Origin of the sequence: Pseudomonas sp. PA-4-8C, from assembly GCF_021606625.1 — a bacterium.
In the GTDB taxonomy this organism is placed as follows: Bacteria; Pseudomonadota; Gammaproteobacteria; order Pseudomonadales; family Pseudomonadaceae; genus Aquipseudomonas; species Aquipseudomonas lactis.
On record NZ_WKCD01000099.1, the window covers coordinates 1 to 17,557 of the forward strand.

The window sequence follows — 17,557 nt, forward strand, 5'->3', positions numbered from 1 at the left end:
GGCTCGTTGCGCCGCTACGGCTCGCTACTGTCAGACCGGGTGTACCTGGGTTATGCCTTGACCGGCGGCATCTCGATTGCCGGGATGTTTGCCTACATCGCCGGCTCCCCCTTCGTGTTTATCAAGCTCTATGGCGTGCCGGCCGAGCATTACGGCTGGTTGTTCGGCTCCAACGCCGCGGGCTTTATCCTGGTGGCGCAACTGAACGCACGCTTGCTGGCCAAGCGCGGCCCGGCGTTTTTGCTGTCGCGCACTGTGTGGGTGTACGTGGCGGCGGCGTTGACGCTGTTGGGGATTGCCGCGTTGCGTACCGAGGCGCTATGGCCGTTGTTGGTGCCGCTGTTTATCTGTATCGCCAGCCTGGGCTGTATTTTGCCGAATACCTCGGCCTGTGCCATGAGCGGGCAGGGCGCTCGGGCCGGCAGCGCGTCGGCGTTGCTCGGTTGCATTCAGTTCGGTGTGGCGGCAGGCGCGGCGTCGTTGGTCGGCGTGTTGCACGACGGCACGGCGATGCCGATGGCCATGGTCATCAGCCTATGCGGTGTGCTGGCGGTGACCATTGCCATGGCGACTCAGCGCCTGCAACGGGCAAGGGCCGTACAGGCGCAGGTCTGAAGTTGGTCTCAGCCAGCGGAACGTTGCTGGTTGAGAGGGAAGCGATGGGGCGCCTGGATCCGGGCTTGCAGCGTGTCGGCAAAAGCGCGGGCCTCGGCCTCACTGCGAAAGTTGATGGCCTCGCCGTCGAGACGAACTTGCCATTGGCTGCCTGGGGATTTTGCTAACGCTTTTATCAGGATTTTCATTGCTGACTTCCTCACGTAAAAGAATCGTGGCAAAGGCGGCCAATATAAACCTGAACGGGCTCATAAAGATGACAAGGATCAACTCTCGGACTAATGGTGTCGTCCATTACCTACGTAGATAACGGACGACGCTGACAGCCGTTTTTTCAGAACCCTTCCAGCACGATCTTGCCCTTGGCCTTGCCGCTTTCCAGCAGGGCGTGGGCGCGGCGCAGGTTCGCCGCATTGATCACGCCGAAGTGCTCGCCTACCGTGGTTTTCAGGATGCCGGCGTCGATCAGTTCGGCCACGCGGTTGAGCAGGTTGTGCTGCTCGATCATGTCTGGCGTCTCGAACATCGAACGGGTGTACATGAACTCCCAGTGCAGCGACAGGCTCTTGCGCTTGAGCTTGCTCACATCCAGGGCCTTGGGATCGTCGATCAACGCCAGCTTGCCTTGGGGTTGCAGCGCTTCGACCAGTTGGTCCAGGTGATGCTCGGTCTGGGTCAGGCTGGCAACGTGGGTGACATGCCCGTGCCCGGCCTGTTTCAACGCTTCGCTCAGCGGCTGGCTGTGGTCGATCACCAGGTGTGCGCCCAGGGCCTTGGCCCATGCCTGGGTCTCGGGGCGTGAGGCGGTGCCGATGACCTTCAGCGCCGTGAGCTGGTTAGCCAGTTGAGTCAGGATCGACCCCACACCACCGGCAGCGCCGACGATCAGCAGGCTCTGGCCTTGATCGTCTTTGCCTTCAGCCACCTGCAAACGTTCGAACAACAGCTCCCACGCGGTGATGGCGGTCAGCGGCAATGCGGCCGCTTCGGCAAACCCCAGGCTCTTGGGCATATAGCCGACGATGCGTTCATCCACGGTGTGCAGTTCGCTGTTGCCGCCTGGGCGTACCAGGGAACCGGCGTAGTACACCTTGTCGCCGGCCTTGAACAACGTCACATCACTGCCGACCGCCTTGACCACACCCGCCACGTCCCAACCCAGCACTTTGGCGGCGCCATTTTCCGGGGCGACGTTCTGGCGCACTTTGGTGTCCACCGGGTTGACCGAGATGGCTTTGACTTCCACCAACAGGTCACGGGGGCCGGCCTCGGGGGCTGGTAATTCGATGTCTTGCAGGGATTTTGGATCGTTGATCGGCAGTGAGGCGTAGTAGGCGATGGCTTTCATGATGACTCCAAGTGAATACGGTCAAGGTAGGAGCGAGCTTGCTCGCGAAAAGCGTTAACGATGACGCGGTGTTTCTGGTTTAACGCGTCGGTCTTTAGGTTTTCGCGAGCAAGCTCGCTCCTACAGAAAAAAGGCGGGATCAGGCGAGAAATTTCAGGCGCTTGAGTTCGAAGTGTTCGATCACATCGGCGGCCTTGGCGCGAAAGCTCTGGATATGCGCGCTCTGGTCGTGGTCGGCCAGCGCCGCGTCATCGCTCCAGCGCTCGAGCATGTAGAAGGTCTCGGGGTGTTGCAGGTCCTGGTGCAGGTCGTACTGCTCGCAACCGGCTTCCAGGCGGGTCGGTTCCAGCAGGCCGCGCAGCAGGGTTTCCAGTGTGGCGTGCTGGCCGGGTTTGGCGATCAGCGTGGCGATGACATTAAAAGCGGTGGACATAGTCGACTCCTGGCACGGGCTAACGGGATGGGCAGATGATTGGCTATTTCCCACGCCGATAAAAGCGGCTAAAACAGCAGGCTGTTTCAACCAAATATTGATAATGGACAGGAATGCATGCTGCGTTTTGATGATTTACAGTTGTTTGTGCGGGCGGCGGACTTGGGCAGCCTGTCGGCCGCGGCGCGGGTCATGGACCTGTCGCCGGCGGTGGCCAGCGCCGCGCTCAAGCGGATCGAACAGCAACTGGGTACGCGCTTGCTGGCACGTTCCACCCGCAGCCTGCGCCTGACGGCCGAAGGCGAGGGCTTCCTGGAGTATGCGCGGGCGTCACTGAGCGCGCTGGATGAAGGGCGGCGCCTATTGGCCAGTGGCCAGGATCACGTCAGTGGTGTGCTGCAATTGTCCGCACCCTCGGATTTTGGTCGCAACCAACTGTTGCCGTGGCTGGATGCGTTCCAGCAGGAGCATCCGCAACTGAACGTGCGCCTGTTGCTTGGTGATCGCATCGCCGACCTGTTCCGCCAGCCCGTGGACATTGCCCTGCGCTACGGCGAACCCGAAGACTCCAGCCTGATTGCGCTGCCCATCGCCCCGGACAATATTCGCGTGCTCTGCGCTGCGCCCAGTTACCTCGCCCGGCATGGCGAGCCGCGGCATCTGGAACAATTGGCCCAGCACAATTGCCTGCTGTACATGCTCGGCAGCCGCGTCCACGACCACTGGGGTTTTTACGATGGCAAGCGCCACGTAAGCCTGACGGTCAGCGGCGATCGCTTCAGCGATGACGCTGATGTGGTGCGCCGCTGGGCGGTGGCGGGCATGGGCATCGCCTACAAGTCGTGGCTGGATGTGAGCACCGATGTGTTGGCCGGGCGCTTGCGTTTGATCCTGCCGGAACTGCAGGGCGAGCGCACCCCGCTCAACTTGCTGTGCGCCCACCGTGCGCAATTGAGTAAACCCATCAATCTGCTGCGGGACATGCTCGTGTCCCGTTGTGCGACATTGACCGCGCAGCGACCGGGGTGAATGGGTTCTCGGCAATAGCCTGCGCCACGCTCGGAAGTTTCACTCATATCCTGTCCTGATCTGCATTGTCAGACGCCGCGGAGCCTATGGCCTGCGCACCTATACTTGGGCGTCAACCGCAGCAGAAAAAATGGTTTAACAGGGAGTGAATACATGGGAGCAGCACCTTGCATCAGTCAGATCGCCAGCTTGCTCGCCGAGCCTAAACGCACGGCCATGCTCTGGGCCTTGATGGACGGTTCGGCGAAGTCTTCAGAAGAACTGGCGGCTCTGGCCGAGTTGTCGCCAGCGTCAGCCAATGCGCATTTGGCGCGGCTGACCGGCAGCGGCCTGTTGCGGATCGAAGCGCGGCGGGGCCAGCGCCTGTTTCGGGTAGCGGCCGCCGATGTCAGCGCCGCCATCGATGCGTTGGCCAGCACCACCATGGCCAGCGCGGCCCGCAGCACTCCGGATGTGTTGCCGCCGGCGCTGCGGGCACCGCCGTTGCTGCGCCGCGCCCGCTGGTGCCACGGCCACCTCGGCGGCGAGCTGGCGGCGCAGCTGTATCAACGGATGCTGGAGGCCGGATGGATCGAGCGCCATGAGCCGCGTACCGAAGTGACGCCCAAGGGTGTGCAGGCGTTGGCGGAACTGGGCATTTTCACTCAGGCACTGGCAACGCCGCTGGCCTGCGACTGCTTCGACTGGAGCCAGCAACAACCCCACCTGGGCGGTGCGTTGGGAGCGGGCTTGATGCAGCTGTTTTTGCAGGCGAACTGGATCAGCGTGATCAACGAATCTCGGGCCTTGTCTGTCACTGATGTAGGGCTTGAGCACATAACCCGCATCGCCAAACTGTAGGAGCGAGCGTGCTCGCGAAAAACGTGAGTGCGCCGTTTTATGCAGATGCCCCGCGTTATCGTTAACGATCTTCGCGAGCGAGCTCGCTCCTACAGGAGTTGGCGTCGTTCTCAGGTGTTGTCAGGTCGCATCCAGCAATAGCCGGCGCAAACGATGTCGCACACTCGTAAGGTGGATTTTTCATACGAGGGGTGCAGCATGGGTAGGCAGGGTTATAGCGCGGCGGAACGCCTGGAACGGTTGCCCATCAGCGGTTACCACCGAATCATTTTCATCATCATCGCCCTGGCGTTTTTTTTCGACTCCATGGACCTGGCGATGATGACCTTCCTGTTGGGCTCGATCAAAACCGAGTTTGGCCTGAGCACGGCCCAGGCCGGGTTGCTGGCCAGTTCGAGTTTTTTCGGCATGGTAGTGGGCGCTTCGCTGTCCGGGATGCTTGCTGATCGCTTTGGGCGTAAACCGGTGTTCCAGTGGAGCATCGTACTCTGGGGCCTGGCGAGCTACCTGTGTTCCACGGCGCAAACGGTGGAGACACTGACGTTGTTCCGGATCTTGCTGGGCATTGGCATGGGTATGGAGTTTCCCATTGCCCAGTCGATGCTGTCGGAGCTGATACCGGCCAAGCGACGTGGACGTTACATCGCCTTGATGGATGGTTTCTGGCCATTGGGTTTTGTGGCGGCGGGCGTGTTGTCTTACTTCTTGTTGCCGGTGATTGGCTGGCGCGACATCTTCCTGGTGTTGGCGATACCGGCGGTGTTTGTGCTGGCCATCCGTTTCTTTATCCCGGAGTCGCCGCGTTGGCTGGAACAGGCTGGGCGCCATGAGGCGGCGGACAAGGTCTTGCTGGGCATCGAGCAGAAAGTGCGCGATTCCCTGGGCCGCGCCGACTTGCCGGAGCCGATTGCCCTGCCACGGATCGAGAGTGCGCCGGGGACGTTTTTCTCCGCGTTCCAGCAACTGTGGTCGGCGCAGTACCGCCAACGCACGATGATGATCTGGAGTGTGTGGTTCTTCGCCCTGCTTGGGTTCTACGGGCTGACGTCGTGGTTGAGTGCGTTGTTGCAGCAATCGGGTTTTGCCGTGACCCAGTCGGTGTATTACACGGTGATCATTTCCCTGGGCGGGATCCCAGGCTTTTTGATGGCCGCGTGGTTGGTCGAGCGCTGGGGGCGCAAGCCCGTGTGCGTGGTGACCTTATTGGGCGGCGGGGTGATGGCGTTTCTGTATGGGCAGAGCGCAGTGTTTGGCGGCAACGTGGGCCTGCTGATCACCTCGGGGTTGTTGATGCAGTTCTTCCTGTTTGGCATGTGGGCGGTGCTGTACACCTACACGCCGGAGTTGTATCCCACCTCGGCACGTGCGACCGGCTCGGGGTTTGCGTCGGCGATTGGGCGGGTTGGCTCGTTGCTCGGGCCGTTGGTGACCGGGCTGGTGTTCCCGATAACCGGGCAGGGCGGGGTATTTGCCTTGGGCGCGCTGTGCTTTGCGGTGGCGGCGCTGGTGGTGTGGGTGTTTGGGATGGAGACCAAGGGCAAGACCTTGGAAGAACTCACACAGGCTTGAAGCTGATGGGGTCAATGTGGGAGCCGGGCTTGCCCGCGATAGCGGTAGGTCAGGTAATAAGAGGCTGGCTGATACACCGCTATCGCAGGCAAGCCAGCTCCCACAGTTTGAGTCCAGGTCTATTCAGTTATGGCTTCACGAGCCGCGCATCCAGGCTGTTCTGTGCCAGGCGTTTGGCCTGGTCCTGGGTCATGCCCAGGCTGGTGTGCAGCGCATGGAAGTTCTCGGTGACGTAACCGCCGAAGTACGCCGGGTCATCCGAGTTCACTGTAACCTTCACGCCACGTTCGAGCATGTCGAGGATGTTGTGCTGGGCCATGTCGTCGAACACGCAGAGCTTGGTGTTGGACAGCGGGCACACGGTCAACGGGATCTGCTCGTCGATGATGCGCTGCATCAAGCGCTCATCTTCGATGGCGCGCACGCCATGGTCGATGCGCTGGATTTTCAGCAGGTCGATGGCTTCCCAGATGTACTCGGGCGGGCCTTCTTCACCGGCGTGGGCCACGGTCAAAAAGCCTTCGTGACGGGCACGGTCGAACACGCGCTGGAACTTGCTCGGTGGGTGGCCCATTTCCGAACTGTCCAGGCCCACGGCCACGAACGCGTCACGGAACGGCAGCGCCTGGTCGAGGGTTTTCTGCGCTTCGTCTTCGCTCAGGTGGCGCAGGAAGCTGAGGATCAAACCGCTGGTGATGCCCAGTTGCTGCTCGCCGTCTTTGAGTGCAGCGGCGATGCCGTTGAGCACCACTTCGAACGGCACGCCACGGTCGGTGTGGGTTTGCGGGTCGAAGAAGGGTTCGGTGTGGATCACGTTCTGGGCTTTGCAGCGCAGCAGGTAGGCCCAGGTCAGGTCGTAGAAGTCCTGGGATGTGCGCAGTACATCGGCGCCCTTGTAATACAGGTCGAGAAACTCTTGCAGGTTGTTGAAGGCGTAGGCCTTGCGCAGGGTTTCGACGTCGTTCCATGGCAGCGCAATCTTGTTGCGCTCGGCCAGGGCGAACAGCAGCTCAGGCTCCAGCGAGCCTTCCAGGTGCAGGTGCAATTCAGCCTTGGGCAGGGCGTTGAGCCAATCGTACATTTTTAAAATCTCATCAGGTGCAATGGCGGCATTCTACAGGCCATGGCTGAAATAATCGGCAAAACCTGACCAGCAGGAGAGTATTTCTGTCACTCACGCAAGGGCGGCCTGAACTAAGGTGTAACGAAACGTTAGCGGCTCGGCGCAGTCTGTACCCCATCAAAGACTGATTTGTTGTACGAAAAGGCCCGGAATGCTCACATCCCTCAAGCAAGAAAAATTCATGCTGCTGGCGCTGATTGCCGCCATCGCCGCCTACCCGCTGGAACACTGGATGCTCCACAGCGGCCAACTGGTTGCGCTGCTGGCCGGCTTTGCGCTGATCGCGTTTATCGTGATGGCATCGATGCGCGTGGCCCATCACGCCGAGCAGTTGGCGGAAAAAGTCGGCGACCCCTACGGCACCATGATCCTGACCCTCGCCGCCGTATTGGTGGAAGTGGTGATCCTGGCGATCATGATGAGCAACGAGCCATCCCCCACTTTGGTGCGCGACACCATTTACTCGGCGGTGATGCTGGATATCAACGGCATCCTCGGCCTGGCTGCGCTGATGGGCGGTATCAAGCATGGCGAACAGTCCTACAACGATGACTCGGCGCGCACCTACAGCGTGATGATCCTTACCGCCATGGGTGTGTCGATGGTGGTGCCGGAATTTATCCCCGAAGCCGACTGGAAAATTTACTCGGCCTTCACCATTGGCGCGATGGTGGTGCTTTACACCTTGTTTTTGCGCATGCAGGTGGGGCCGCACAGTTATTTTTTCAGCTACAGCTACCCGGAAAAACGCCGCAAGAAACAGCCTGAAGACGAGCACGCGCCGTCTGTCAGCCTGACGTTTTCCATTGCGACCCTGGTGTTTGGGGTGATCGTGATTGGCGCGTTGGCCGAGGTGATGTCAAAGACCCTCGACCTGGGCCTGGAAGGCACAGGCGCACCGCCGGTGATTACCGCGATTGTGGTGGCGGCTATTTCGGCCGCGCCGGAAATCCTCACGGCACTGCGCGCCGCGTTGGCCAACCGCATGCAGTCGGTGGTCAACATCGCGCTGGGGGCTTCGTTGTCTACGGTGATTCTGACGGTGCCGGTGATGGAAGCCATGGCGCTCTATACCGGGCAGCCGTTCCAGATGGCGATGACGCCGGTGCAAACGGTGATGGTGTTTATCACCCTGATCGTCAGCGCGATCAATCTCAACGATGGTGAAACCAATGCGATAGAAGGGATGACGCATTTTGTGTTGTTTGCGACTTTTATCATGCTGTCGCTGTTGGGGCTTTAACCCGATTTGAAAGGTGCCGCAGTTCCAAGGTGGGAGCGGGCTTGCTCGCTCCCACATTTTTGATTGGTGCCTGGCTTAGGTTCCCGCGATCAACTGGCGCGCTGCCTGGCTGTGATCGGCGATCAAGCCCTTGAGGTCCAGGCCTTCGACTTGGCCGTCGATCACCCGCCACTTGCCACCAATCATCACCCGGTCTGCCCGATCCGCGCCGCACAGCAGCAGCGCGGAGATGGGGTCATGGCTGCCGGAGAAGCGCAGTTCATCGAGCTTGAACAGTGCCAGATCCGCCTGTTTGCCTACGGCCAACTCGCCAATGTCCGTGCGCCCCAGCAACTGTGCCGAGCCCTTGGTGGCCCAGCCCAATACGCCTTCGGGGGTGATCTTTTCCGCGCCATAACGTAGGCGCTGGATGTACAGGGCCTGACGCGCTTCAAGGATCATGTTCGAGGCGTCGTTGGAGGCCGAGCCGTCCACACCCAAGCCGATGGGGGCGCCGGCGGCAAGCAGGTCCAGGGTAGGGCAGATGCCGGAGGCCAGGCGCATATTCGAGCTTGGGCAATGGCAGATGCCGGTGCCGGCGGCGCCCAGGCGCTCGATTTCGTCCGGGTTGAAGTGAATGCCGTGGGCCAGCCAGGTGCGCGGGCCAAGCCAGCCGACGCTGTCGAGGTAATCCACGGTACGCAGCCCGAAGCGTTGCAGGCAGAAATCTTCCTCATCGAGGGTTTCCGCCAAGTGGGTGTGCAGGCGCACGTCCAACTGGTTGGCCAGCTCGGCACTGGCTTGCATGATTTCGGGGGTGACGGAAAACGGCGAGCACGGCGCCAGGGCGATCTGGATCTGCGCGCCGTCACCGCGCTGGTGATATTCGCGGATCAGGCGCTGGCTGTCGTCGAGGATCACTTGGCCTTGCTGCACGGTTTGCTGCGGCGGCAGGCCGCCATCGGCTTCGCCCAGGCTCATGGAACCGCGGGTGAGCATGGCGCGCATGCCCAGTTCGCGCACGGTCTCGACCTGCACATCAATGGCGTTTTCCAAACCATCGGGGAACAGGTAGTGGTGATCGGCCGCCGTGGTGCAGCCCGAGAGCAGCAGTTCAGCCAAGGCGACTTTGCTGGCCAGGGCGAGTTTTTCCGGCGTGAGCCGCGCCCATACCGGGTACAGGGTTTTCAGCCAGGGAAACAGCGGCTGGTTGACCACCGGGCCCCAGGCGCGGGTCAGGGTTTGATAGAAGTGGTGGTGTGTATTGATCAGCCCAGGCAGCACCACATGCTCGCGGGCATCGAACACCTGCGCGCAGGGTTGTGCAGGCGCTTGCCCTTGGGCCAGCACTTCGGTGATGACACCGTCTTGCAGCACCAGGCCGCCACGGGCATCGAGGCCATTGGCAGTGAAAATCGCGAGGGGGTTTTTTAACCAGATACGGGTCGCAGGCATTGGCCGGCTCCTCTGAATGATGGGTTCAGGTTTGCCAGCTCAGTGTTGCCCTGTCTGCTGATCCAGGGTCGCCGGGAAGGGCGAGGTGGGCAGTTTACCTCTGTGGGGGCGAGCTTGCTCGCGAAAATCGTCAACGATGACGCGGGCTGTCTGGTTTAACGCGTTGCCTGGGCGTTCTTCGCGAGCAAGCTCGCTCCTACAGTTTGGGGATTACCAGGCGATGGTGTCGCCTTTGTAGTCGACGAAGTGATGGCCGCCTTTGCCGGTGTAGGCATTTACCTGGTCCACCAGGCCGCGCACGCTGGTCTCGACGTCGATGTGGGCGTTTTCGCCGCCCATGTCGGTCTTCACCCAGCCCGGATGCAGCGACAGCACCGTCGGCTTGGGCTCGCCCAGTTGCGTGATAAAGCTATTGGTCATCGAATTGAGCGCGGCTTTGCTGGCCTTGTACAGCGCCAGGTCCGAGCCGTCGGGAATGGTCACGCTGCCCAGTACCGAACTCATGAAGGCCAGCACGCCGGTGTCTTTGCGGATCTGCCCGACAAAACGCTGGGCCAGGTTGATCGGCGCCACGGCGTTGGTGAAGAACAACTGGCCGACTTCCGCCAGGGTCGCGTGGCCGGGTTCCTGGTTGGCCGGGCCCTTGACGCCGGCGTTGACGAACAGCAGGTCGAAGGTACGGTCTTTCAGGCGTTGGGCCAGGGCGATCACGGCTTGCTGATCGTCCATATCCAACTTCTCGATCTGCACCGGCCCCACGGCTTTCAGGGCATCGGCCTTGTTCGGGTCGCGCACGGTCGCGGTCACGTCCCAGCCGTCCTGGAGCAGTTGCTTGACCAGGCCAAGGCCCAGCCCGCGCGAGTCGCCGATGATCAGTGCGGTTTTTGGCGTAGACATGAAAGGCTTCCTTTGAAATCGCGGTTCAGGGAGTTCAGCGCATAACAGTAGCAGTTTCAGCGTTCGAGCAGGATGCGCCCACGGCTCAGGTCGGCGAGCTGGGTTTGCAGGGTGTCGATGTGCGCCTCCCCCAGGGCGAGCTGCAGCTCTACGCCGTTGGCGGTGAAGGTTTCTTCCACCAAAAGCCCGCCGAGTTCAGCGACACGCAGCTTCACCAGGTTCAGTTCGGAGAACCCGCAGGCGCAACGCAGGGGGACGCGGCTGATCAGCTCGATGCGTTCGGCATTCTGCAGGCATTTATTGGCCCCGCCGCCATAGGCCCGGGCCAATCCACCCGTGCCCAGTTGAATGCCGCCGTACCAGCGGATCACCAAGACGGCCACCTGATCAAAGCCCTGGGCCTCGATGGCCGCAAGAATCGGGCGCCCGGCGGTGCCTCCGGGTTCGCCGTCATCGCTGCTGCGGTATTGATCGCCCAGCTTCCAGGCCCAGCAGTTGTGCGTGGCGTTGAGGTCGCTGTGCTGCTCGAAAAACGCTTGGGCGTCCTGCGGGCTGGTAATCGGCGCCGCCAAGGTGATAAAGCGACTTTTGCGTATTTCTTCACGAAACTCGCAAAAGCCGGTGAGCGTAAAAGACATAAATTGCTTCGTTTATAGGGCTGGCTTGATGCCGCAGCCTTTGAGAATGATATGGATCAGGTTGGTGCCAGCATCTTCCATGTCCTGCTTGGTCAGCTTGGTGCGACCGGTAACACGGCAGATCTGGGTGGCGAAGTCAGCGTAGTGCTGGGTGCTGCCCCACAGCAGGAAGATCAGGTGCACGGGGTCGACGGGGTCCATTTTGCCAGCGTCGATCCAGGCCTGGAACACCGCGGCACGGCCACTGAACCAGGCCCGATAGTCCTGGCCGAAATATTCAGTGAGGCATTGGCCGCCGCTGATGATCTCCATGGCGAAGATCCGCGAGGCTTGGGGTTGGCGGCGCGAGAACTCCATCTTGGTGCGGATGTAGCGAGCGAGCGCCACGGCCGGGTCATCTTCGGCGGTCAGCGCGTTGAAGGTGCTGTCCCACAGTTCGAGGATATTGCTCAGCACCGCGACGTACAGGCCCAGCTTGTTGGTGAAATAGTAGTGCAAGTTGGCCTTGGGCAGCCCGGCACTGGCAGCGATGGTGTTCATGCTGGTGCCTTTGTAGCCATGACGCGCGAATTCATCTTCAGCAGCCTGGAGAATCGCTTGTTCGTTCTTTTGCCGAATGCGGCTGGCGGGTTTACCGGCGTGGTTGCTGTGGGCAGGAACTTCGAGGCTCATGGAGGTTTCCGTGCTGATCGATAGAGACGACGTGTGCACAGATAACCCACCCTCAAGCCTCAGACAAGTCCTGATGCAATAAAACCGTCAAAGCGGTTCCAGGCTGTCGCGTTCCGGGTTGTGGTTTGCGGCGGCGGTACTTGCCTTGGCCTCCGGCAGTAACAGGCACAACACAATGGCGGTGATGCCGCCGCTGGTGATGGCGGAGTCGAACAGGTTCTGCACCAGAGTCGGCATCAGGTGCAGCAGGTTGGGTTGCGCGGCGATACCCAGGCCAACGCCGAACGAGGTGGCGATGATCAGCATGCTGCGTCGGTCCAGCGGCGCCTGGGCGAGGATGCGCACGCCTGCCGCGGCCACGCTGCCGAACATCACGAGGGTGGCGCCGCCCAGTACCGGCTTGGGGATCTGCTGCAGTACAGCGCCGATCAGCGGAAACAGGCCCAGACAGAACAGCAACACGCCGATGTATAAACCGACATAACGGCTGGCCACGCCGGTGAGTTGGATCACGCCATTGTTCTGGGCAAACGTGGTGTTGGGGAAGGCGCTGAAAGTGGCGGCGATCATGCAGCTCACCCCATCGCCGAGCACGCCGCCCTTGAGCCGGCTTATATAAGAAGGGCCGCTGATGGGCTGGCGGGCAATCATGCAATTGGCGGTGAGATCGCCGACGGTTTCGATGCTGCTGATCAGATAAATCAACGCAATCGGCAGGAAGGCGCTCCAGTCGAAGTTGAAACCAAAGCGGAATGGTGTAGGCAGGCTGACCAATGGCAAGTCAGGCAACGCCTGGGGAATCAGTTTGCCGCTGAACCACGCCGCCAGGCTGCCCAGGGCCAGGCCGATGATGATGGCCGACAAACGTACCCAGGGCGTGTTCGAGCGGTTGAGCAGGATGATCGTCAGTACCACGAACAGGCCCAGCGCCAGGTTGGCGGGGGCGCCGAAGTCCGGTGCATTGAAACCGCCGCCGAGGTCGGTGATGCCCACTTTGATCAGGCTGATGCCGATCAGCGTAATCACAATGCCGGTCACCAGCGGTGTGATCACGCGGCGCAGCTGGCCGATAAAGCGGCTCAATACGATCTGCACTGCCGCGCCGAAGAAGCACACGCCGAAGATCATCGCCAGAATGTCTTCCGGGCTGCCACCGCGTTGCTTGACCAGAAAGCCTGCTGACAACACCGCGCCGAGAAACGCAAAGCTGGTGCCTTGCAGGCAGATCATACCGGCACCGATGCCAAACGGCCTGCGTGCCTGGATAAAGGTGCCTACGCCGGAAACCATCAACGCCATGCTGATCAGGTAGGGCAGGTGAGCGGTGAGGCCGAGGGTGGAGCCAATAATCAGCGGCGGCGTAATGATGCCGACGAACGCCGCCAGTACATGTTGCAGCGCCGCGAGGAGAGCGGGCAGTGGTTTCGGCCGGTCGTTGAGGCCGTAGATCAGGTCGCTGGGGCTGGAGGATTCTGGGGGCATGGCGGGTCAACTCAAGGCGGACGGTTCAAGGTCCTTGAGTCCTTGCAAAAAGCTGTCCATGTGCTCAGCTTTTTGTGCAAGGCCCGAATTAGCGGGTGGCAGCCAGGCTTTCGAGGAAACTTTCCAGCACCAAATGAGGGCGACGACCCTTGCGCGTGACCGATGCCAGGCTCAAATCGTAAAAACGTGTAGCCGGTTTCAGCGCACGCAGTCGGCCTTGTTGTACCCACAGGCTGGCGTAATGATCGGGCAAGTAGCCGATATAGCGCCCGGTGAGAATCAGGAACGCCATGCCTTCACGGTCTGAGGCGCTGGCGGTGCAGTTGAGCGCCTGGTAATGGGCCTGGATCTCCGCGGGCAAGCGGAAGGTGGGGGCGATGGCGTCCTGGCTGTCAATGCGTTCGTCGTCGAGTTGCTTGTTGTCGGCGTAAAACAGCGGGTGGCCGACCGCGCAATAGAGCAAGGAGCGTTCGCTGTACAGCGGCTGGTATTCCAGGCCCGACAGTGCGCTGGCCTGGGGCACCACACCGACATGCAGGCGACCGTCGAGTACGCCTTGCTCCACTTCATTGGGGGCGATCATGCGGATCTGGATCTGCACGTCCGGGCCGCGTTCCTTCAACTGCGCCAATGCGTGGGTGATGCGCATATGGGGCAGGGTCACCAGGTTGTCGGTGAGGCCAATGATCAACTCTCCGCGCAAATGTTGGTGCAGGCCGTTGACCTCGGTGCGAAAACTTTCCAGGGCACTCAGCAGTTGCAGGGCAGATTGATAAACCTCGCGGCCTTCTTCTGTCAGAGAGAACCCGGCGCGGCCGCGTTGGCAGAGCCTCAGCCCGAGCCGTTGTTCAAGGTCGCTCATCTGCTGGCTGATGGCCGAGCGCCCGATGCCAAGGACGGTTTCCGCTGCCGAGAAGCCGCCGCACTCCACCACGCTGCGAAAGATGCGCAGCAGGCGAATATCGAAGTCACTGACTTGTGCCAAAGGGTCGGGACGACGGCTGCTCATAGTTTAGTGAAGTCCTGACTGAAGGTTAGAAGAGTTGGATTTCACCGACTTTATCCCCGTGGCAATTTAGCTGCAACAACGCTTTTTCAATCCCGACGCTGCCTTTTGCCCTGCGAGGTTTTGCTGATGAACATGCCCGAAAACGCCCCATCGTCCCTGGCCAGCCAATTGAAGCTGGATGCGCACTGGATGCCTTACACCGCCAACCGCAACTTCCAGCGTGATCCTCGCCTGATCGTGGCCGCTGAAGGTAGCTGGTTGACCGATGACAAGGGGCGCAAGGTCTATGATTCGTTGTCGGGCCTGTGGACCTGTGGCGCCGGGCATACGCGCAAGGAAATCCAGGAAGCGGTCGCCAAGCAATTGGGCACCTTGGACTACTCCCCAGGCTTTCAGTACGGTCATCCGTTGTCCTTCCAGTTGGCGGAAAAGATCACCGACCTGACCCCAGGCAACCTCAATCATGTGTTCTTTACCGATTCGGGCTCTGAATGCGCCGATACAGCGGTGAAAATGGTGCGGGCCTACTGGCGCCTGAAAGGCCAGGCCACCAAGACCAAGATGATTGGTCGCGCCCGGGGTTACCACGGCGTGAACATCGCCGGTACCAGCCTGGGCGGTGTGAACGGTAACCGTAAGCTGTTTGGCCAGGCGATGATGGATGTTGACCATCTGCCTCACACCTTGCTGGCCAGCAATGCCTTCTCCCGGGGTATGCCGGAGCAGGGTGGTATTGCCTTGGCCGATGAGTTGCTCAAGCTGATCGAGCTGCATGACGCGTCGAACATCGCCGCCGTGTTTGTCGAGCCGATGGCCGGTTCCGCTGGCGTATTGGTGCCACCGCAGGGTTATCTCAAGCGCCTGCGCGAAATTTGCGACCAGCACAATATCCTGTTGGTGTTTGACGAAGTGATCACAGGCTTTGGCCGCACCGGCTCGATGTTCGGTGCCGACAGCTTCGGCGTGACCCCGGACCTGATGTGCATCGCCAAGCAAGTCACCAACGGCGCTATCCCGATGGGCGCGGTGATTGCCAGCAGCGAGATCTACCAGACCTTCATGAACCAGGCGACGCCGGAATACGCCGTGGAATTCCCCCACGGCTACACCTACTCGGCGCACCCGGTGGCTTGCGCGGCGGGATTGGCGGCATTGGACCTGTTGCAGAAAGAAAACCTGGTGCAGAGCGTGGCTGAAGTCGCGCCGCACTTTGAGAATGCGCTGCACGGTTTGAAAGGCAGCAAGAATGTGATCGACATTCGCAACTACGGCCTGGCCGGTGCGATCCAGATTGCCCCGCGCGATGGGGATGCCATCGTGCGCCCATTCGAGGCCGGCATGGCGTTGTGGAAGGCCGGTTTCTATGTGCGTTTTGGCGGTGACACCCTGCAGTTCGGCCCAACCTTCAACAGCAAGCCGCAGGACCTGGACCGTCTGTTTGACGCGGTCGGCGAAGTGCTGAACAAGATCGACTGATTTCTCCTTCTATATAGAACAATTTTTCAGGAGCCCTGCATGAGCCTTATCCAGCATTTGATCAACGGTGAACTGGTCAACGACAGCGGTCGTAGTGCCGACGTCTATAACCCGTCTACCGGCCAGGTGATTCACCAGGTGCCGTTGGCCAGTCGTGAAACCATTCAACAGGCGATTGATTCGGCCAAGGCTGCGTTTCCGGCCTGGCGCAATACGCCGCCAGCCAAGCGTGCCCAAGTGATGTTCCGTTTCAAGCAATTGCTGGAGCAGAACGAAGCACGGATCTCGCAGTTGATCAGCGAAGAACATGGCAAGACCTTGGAAGACGCAGCGGGTGAGCTCAAGCGTGGGATCGAGAACGTGGAATACGCGTGCTCGGCACCGGAGATTCTCAAGGGTGAATACAGCCGCAACGTAGGGCCGAACATCGATGCGTGGTCGGACTTCCAGCCGTTGGGCGTGGTGGCGGGTATCACCCCGTTCAACTTCCCGGCGATGGTGCCGTTGTGGATGTACCCGCTGGCGATCGTCTGCGGTAACTGTTTCATCCTTAAACCTTCAGAGCGCGACCCGAGTTCGACGTTGTTGATCGCGCAGCTGTTGCAGGAAGCCGGGCTGCCTAAAGGCGTGCTCAGTGTGGTGCATGGCGACAAGGGCGCGGTGGATGCGCTGATCGAAGCGCCGGAAGTCAAAGCCTTGAGTTTTGTAGGCTCGACGCCGATTGCCGAGTACATCTATTCCGAAGCGACCAAACGTGGCAAGCGTGTGCAGGCGCTGGGCGGGGCGAAGAATCACGCGGTGCTGATGCCGGATGCAGACCTGGATAACGCGGTGAGTGCCCTGATGGGCGCAGCTTATGGTTCCTGCGGTGAGCGTTGCATGGCGATCTCGGTGGCGGTGTGCGTGGGCGATCAGGTGGCGGATGCGTTGATCGCCAAGCTGGTGCCGCAGGTCAAGGCGTTGAAGATTGGTGCGGGCACTTCTTGCGGGCTGGATATGGGCCCGTTGGTGACGGGGCAGGCGCGGGACAAAGTCAGTGGTTATATAGAAGACGGTGTGTCGGCGGGTGCCGAGTTGGTGGTTGATGGCCGTGGCTTGAGTGTTGCCGGGCATGAGCAAGGATTCTTCCTTGGCGGTAGCTTGTTTGACCGCGTCACCCCGCAGATGCGTATCTATAAAGAAGAGATCTTTGGGCCGGTGCTATGCGTAGTGCGGGTGGATAGCCTGGAAGCGGCGATGCAGCTGATCAACGAGCATGAATACGGCAACGGTACTTGCATCTTCACCCGTGACGGTGAAGCGGCGCGTCTGTTCTGTGATGAGATTGAAGTCGGCATGGTGGGCGTTAACGTGCCGCTGCCAGTGCCGGTTGCGTATCACAGCTTTGGCGGGTGGAAACGTTCGCTGTTTGGCGATTTGCATGCCTATGGTCCGGACGGGGTGCGTTTCTATACCCGTCGCAAGGCGATCACCCAGCGTTGGCCGCAACGGGCCAGCCATGAAGCGTCGCAATTCGCCTTTCCTAGTCTGTAAGGCTCGGTAGGTAGAAGGCCGGCCCCTTGGGGCCGGCCTTTGCGTCATTGGGGCTTTTTTGACCTATATGACAGAAATGTGAAAAAGAAGGTTGACGGCAGATTCTGGAAGCCTATAATTCGCCCCACTTCCGGCGCAGTCGAAACGGAAAACTCCTTGGTAAACAATGAGTTACGCAGTTCTCGACAGCAAGTTGCTTCAGTTCATCGAAGCCAA

16 protein-coding genes and 1 pseudogene are annotated in these 17,557 nt (G+C 60.6%); 7 read left to right on the forward strand and 10 right to left on the reverse strand.

Going from position 1 to position 17,557, the window contains the following annotated elements; translation table 11 throughout:
- Nucleotides 1-615 (forward strand): annotated as a pseudogene (locus tag GIW04_RS16215) (Bcr/CflA family drug resistance efflux transporter); the annotation flags it as partial.
- Between the two features lie 8 nt (nt 616-623).
- Here GIW04_RS16215 and GIW04_RS16220 read toward each other — a convergent pair.
- From GIW04_RS16220 to GIW04_RS16230, 3 genes are all read right to left on the reverse strand, one after another.
- A complete protein-coding gene (locus GIW04_RS16220) occupies nt 624-803 on the reverse strand; it encodes a hypothetical protein (protein WP_003188250.1) in 180 nt (59 codons plus the stop codon).
- A gap of 146 nt (nt 804-949) precedes the next feature.
- Nucleotides 950-1,963 (reverse strand): zinc-binding alcohol dehydrogenase family protein, encoded by a 1,014-nt coding sequence (locus GIW04_RS16225; RefSeq protein ID WP_120247980.1) that lies wholly within the window; start codon nt 1,961-1,963, stop codon nt 950-952.
- 139 nt (nt 1,964-2,102) lie between these two features.
- Entirely contained in the window at nt 2,103-2,396 is a 294-nt protein-coding gene (locus GIW04_RS16230) for a putative quinol monooxygenase (RefSeq protein ID WP_003188253.1), read from the reverse strand.
- Nucleotides 2,397-2,513: 117 nt separating this feature from the next.
- Between GIW04_RS16230 and GIW04_RS16235 the strand changes: the two genes are divergently transcribed.
- The 3 genes from GIW04_RS16235 (at nt 2,514) to GIW04_RS16245 (ending at nt 5,834) form a co-directional block, all read left to right on the forward strand.
- Nucleotides 2,514-3,425: a LysR family transcriptional regulator gene (locus GIW04_RS16235; protein WP_003188255.1), complete on the forward strand. Its 912-nt coding sequence runs from the start codon at nt 2,514-2,516 to the stop codon at nt 3,423-3,425.
- Between the two features lie 153 nt (nt 3,426-3,578).
- Nucleotides 3,579-4,265, forward strand: a complete 687-nt coding sequence (locus tag GIW04_RS16240) for an ArsR/SmtB family transcription factor (protein WP_034134632.1) — start codon at nt 3,579-3,581, stop codon at nt 4,263-4,265.
- A 198-nt stretch (nt 4,266-4,463) separates the two neighbouring features.
- Nucleotides 4,464-5,834 (forward strand): MFS transporter, encoded by a 1,371-nt coding sequence (locus GIW04_RS16245; protein WP_069558032.1) that lies wholly within the window; start codon nt 4,464-4,466, stop codon nt 5,832-5,834.
- Nucleotides 5,835-5,961: 127 nt separating this feature from the next.
- On the opposite strand, the gene GIW04_RS16250 is transcribed toward GIW04_RS16245, so the two are convergent.
- Nucleotides 5,962-6,915, reverse strand: coding sequence for an adenosine deaminase (locus GIW04_RS16250; RefSeq protein ID WP_014716772.1), 954 nt, complete (start codon nt 6,913-6,915; stop codon nt 5,962-5,964).
- 193 nt (nt 6,916-7,108) lie between these two features.
- Between GIW04_RS16250 and GIW04_RS16255 the strand changes: the two genes are divergently transcribed.
- Complete coding sequence (locus GIW04_RS16255) at nt 7,109-8,200, forward strand: calcium:proton antiporter (RefSeq protein WP_003188263.1); 1,092 nt, start codon at nt 7,109-7,111, stop codon at nt 8,198-8,200.
- A 75-nt stretch (nt 8,201-8,275) separates the two neighbouring features.
- On the opposite strand, the gene GIW04_RS16260 is transcribed toward GIW04_RS16255, so the two are convergent.
- From GIW04_RS16260 to GIW04_RS16285, 6 genes are all read right to left on the reverse strand, one after another.
- The gene (locus GIW04_RS16260) at nt 8,276-9,634 is read right to left on the reverse strand and encodes an 8-oxoguanine deaminase (RefSeq protein WP_057709656.1); all 1,359 of its coding nucleotides are present in this window, start codon (nt 9,632-9,634) and stop codon (nt 8,276-8,278) included.
- A gap of 210 nt (nt 9,635-9,844) precedes the next feature.
- Nucleotides 9,845-10,531: an SDR family oxidoreductase gene (locus tag GIW04_RS16265; protein WP_236479057.1), complete on the reverse strand. Its 687-nt coding sequence runs from the start codon at nt 10,529-10,531 to the stop codon at nt 9,845-9,847.
- Between the two features lie 56 nt (nt 10,532-10,587).
- On the reverse strand, nt 10,588-11,169 hold the full coding sequence (locus GIW04_RS16270; RefSeq protein ID WP_120247981.1) for an IMPACT family protein: 582 nt from the start codon (nt 11,167-11,169) through the stop codon (nt 10,588-10,590).
- 12 nt (nt 11,170-11,181) lie between these two features.
- On the reverse strand, nt 11,182-11,841 hold the full coding sequence (locus GIW04_RS16275) for a TetR/AcrR family transcriptional regulator (protein WP_003188268.1): 660 nt from the start codon (nt 11,839-11,841) through the stop codon (nt 11,182-11,184).
- Nucleotides 11,842-11,928: 87 nt separating this feature from the next.
- Nucleotides 11,929-13,323: a uracil-xanthine permease family protein gene (locus tag GIW04_RS16280; RefSeq protein WP_003188269.1), complete on the reverse strand. Its 1,395-nt coding sequence runs from the start codon at nt 13,321-13,323 to the stop codon at nt 11,929-11,931.
- A gap of 88 nt (nt 13,324-13,411) precedes the next feature.
- Complete coding sequence (locus tag GIW04_RS16285; RefSeq protein WP_003188270.1) at nt 13,412-14,332, reverse strand: LysR family transcriptional regulator; 921 nt, start codon at nt 14,330-14,332, stop codon at nt 13,412-13,414.
- A 126-nt stretch (nt 14,333-14,458) separates the two neighbouring features.
- On the opposite strand from GIW04_RS16285, the gene GIW04_RS16290 reads away from it, so the two are divergent.
- On the forward strand, nt 14,459-15,808 hold the full coding sequence (locus GIW04_RS16290) for an aspartate aminotransferase family protein (RefSeq protein ID WP_003188272.1): 1,350 nt from the start codon (nt 14,459-14,461) through the stop codon (nt 15,806-15,808).
- A gap of 39 nt (nt 15,809-15,847) precedes the next feature.
- The gene (locus GIW04_RS16295) at nt 15,848-17,341 is read left to right on the forward strand and encodes a CoA-acylating methylmalonate-semialdehyde dehydrogenase (protein WP_003188273.1); all 1,494 of its coding nucleotides are present in this window, start codon (nt 15,848-15,850) and stop codon (nt 17,339-17,341) included.
- Nucleotides 17,342-17,557: the final 216 nt, after the last annotated feature.

What these genes read in the sequence shown, in the direction of transcription:
- GIW04_RS16270 (WP_120247981.1), bottom strand. Translation starts at nt 11,169, where the DNA reads ATGTCTTTTACGCTCACCGGCTTTTGCGAGTTTCGTGAAGAAATACGC.
- GIW04_RS16235 (WP_003188255.1), top strand. Translation starts at nt 2,514, where the DNA reads ATGCTGCGTTTTGATGATTTACAGTTGTTTGTGCGGGCGGCGGACTTG.
- GIW04_RS16260 (WP_057709656.1), bottom strand. Translation starts at nt 9,634, where the DNA reads ATGCCTGCGACCCGTATCTGGTTAAAAAACCCCCTCGCGATTTTCACT.
- GIW04_RS16245 (WP_069558032.1), top strand. Translation starts at nt 4,464, where the DNA reads ATGGGTAGGCAGGGTTATAGCGCGGCGGAACGCCTGGAACGGTTGCCC.
- GIW04_RS16285 (WP_003188270.1), bottom strand. Translation starts at nt 14,332, where the DNA reads ATGAGCAGCCGTCGTCCCGACCCTTTGGCACAAGTCAGTGACTTCGAT.
- GIW04_RS16265 (WP_236479057.1), bottom strand. Translation starts at nt 10,531, where the DNA reads ATGTCTACGCCAAAAACCGCACTGATCATCGGCGACTCGCGCGGGCTG.
- GIW04_RS16275 (WP_003188268.1), bottom strand. Translation starts at nt 11,841, where the DNA reads ATGAGCCTCGAAGTTCCTGCCCACAGCAACCACGCCGGTAAACCCGCC.
- GIW04_RS16295 (WP_003188273.1), top strand. Translation starts at nt 15,848, where the DNA reads ATGAGCCTTATCCAGCATTTGATCAACGGTGAACTGGTCAACGACAGC.
- GIW04_RS16255 (WP_003188263.1), top strand. Translation starts at nt 7,109, where the DNA reads ATGCTCACATCCCTCAAGCAAGAAAAATTCATGCTGCTGGCGCTGATT.
- GIW04_RS16240 (WP_034134632.1), top strand. Translation starts at nt 3,579, where the DNA reads ATGGGAGCAGCACCTTGCATCAGTCAGATCGCCAGCTTGCTCGCCGAG.
- GIW04_RS16290 (WP_003188272.1), top strand. Translation starts at nt 14,459, where the DNA reads ATGAACATGCCCGAAAACGCCCCATCGTCCCTGGCCAGCCAATTGAAG.
- GIW04_RS16220 (WP_003188250.1), bottom strand. Translation starts at nt 803, where the DNA reads ATGAAAATCCTGATAAAAGCGTTAGCAAAATCCCCAGGCAGCCAATGG.
- GIW04_RS16230 (WP_003188253.1), bottom strand. Translation starts at nt 2,396, where the DNA reads ATGTCCACCGCTTTTAATGTCATCGCCACGCTGATCGCCAAACCCGGC.
- GIW04_RS16250 (WP_014716772.1), bottom strand. Translation starts at nt 6,915, where the DNA reads ATGTACGATTGGCTCAACGCCCTGCCCAAGGCTGAATTGCACCTGCAC.
- GIW04_RS16225 (WP_120247980.1), bottom strand. Translation starts at nt 1,963, where the DNA reads ATGAAAGCCATCGCCTACTACGCCTCACTGCCGATCAACGATCCAAAA.
- GIW04_RS16280 (WP_003188269.1), bottom strand. Translation starts at nt 13,323, where the DNA reads ATGCCCCCAGAATCCTCCAGCCCCAGCGACCTGATCTACGGCCTCAAC.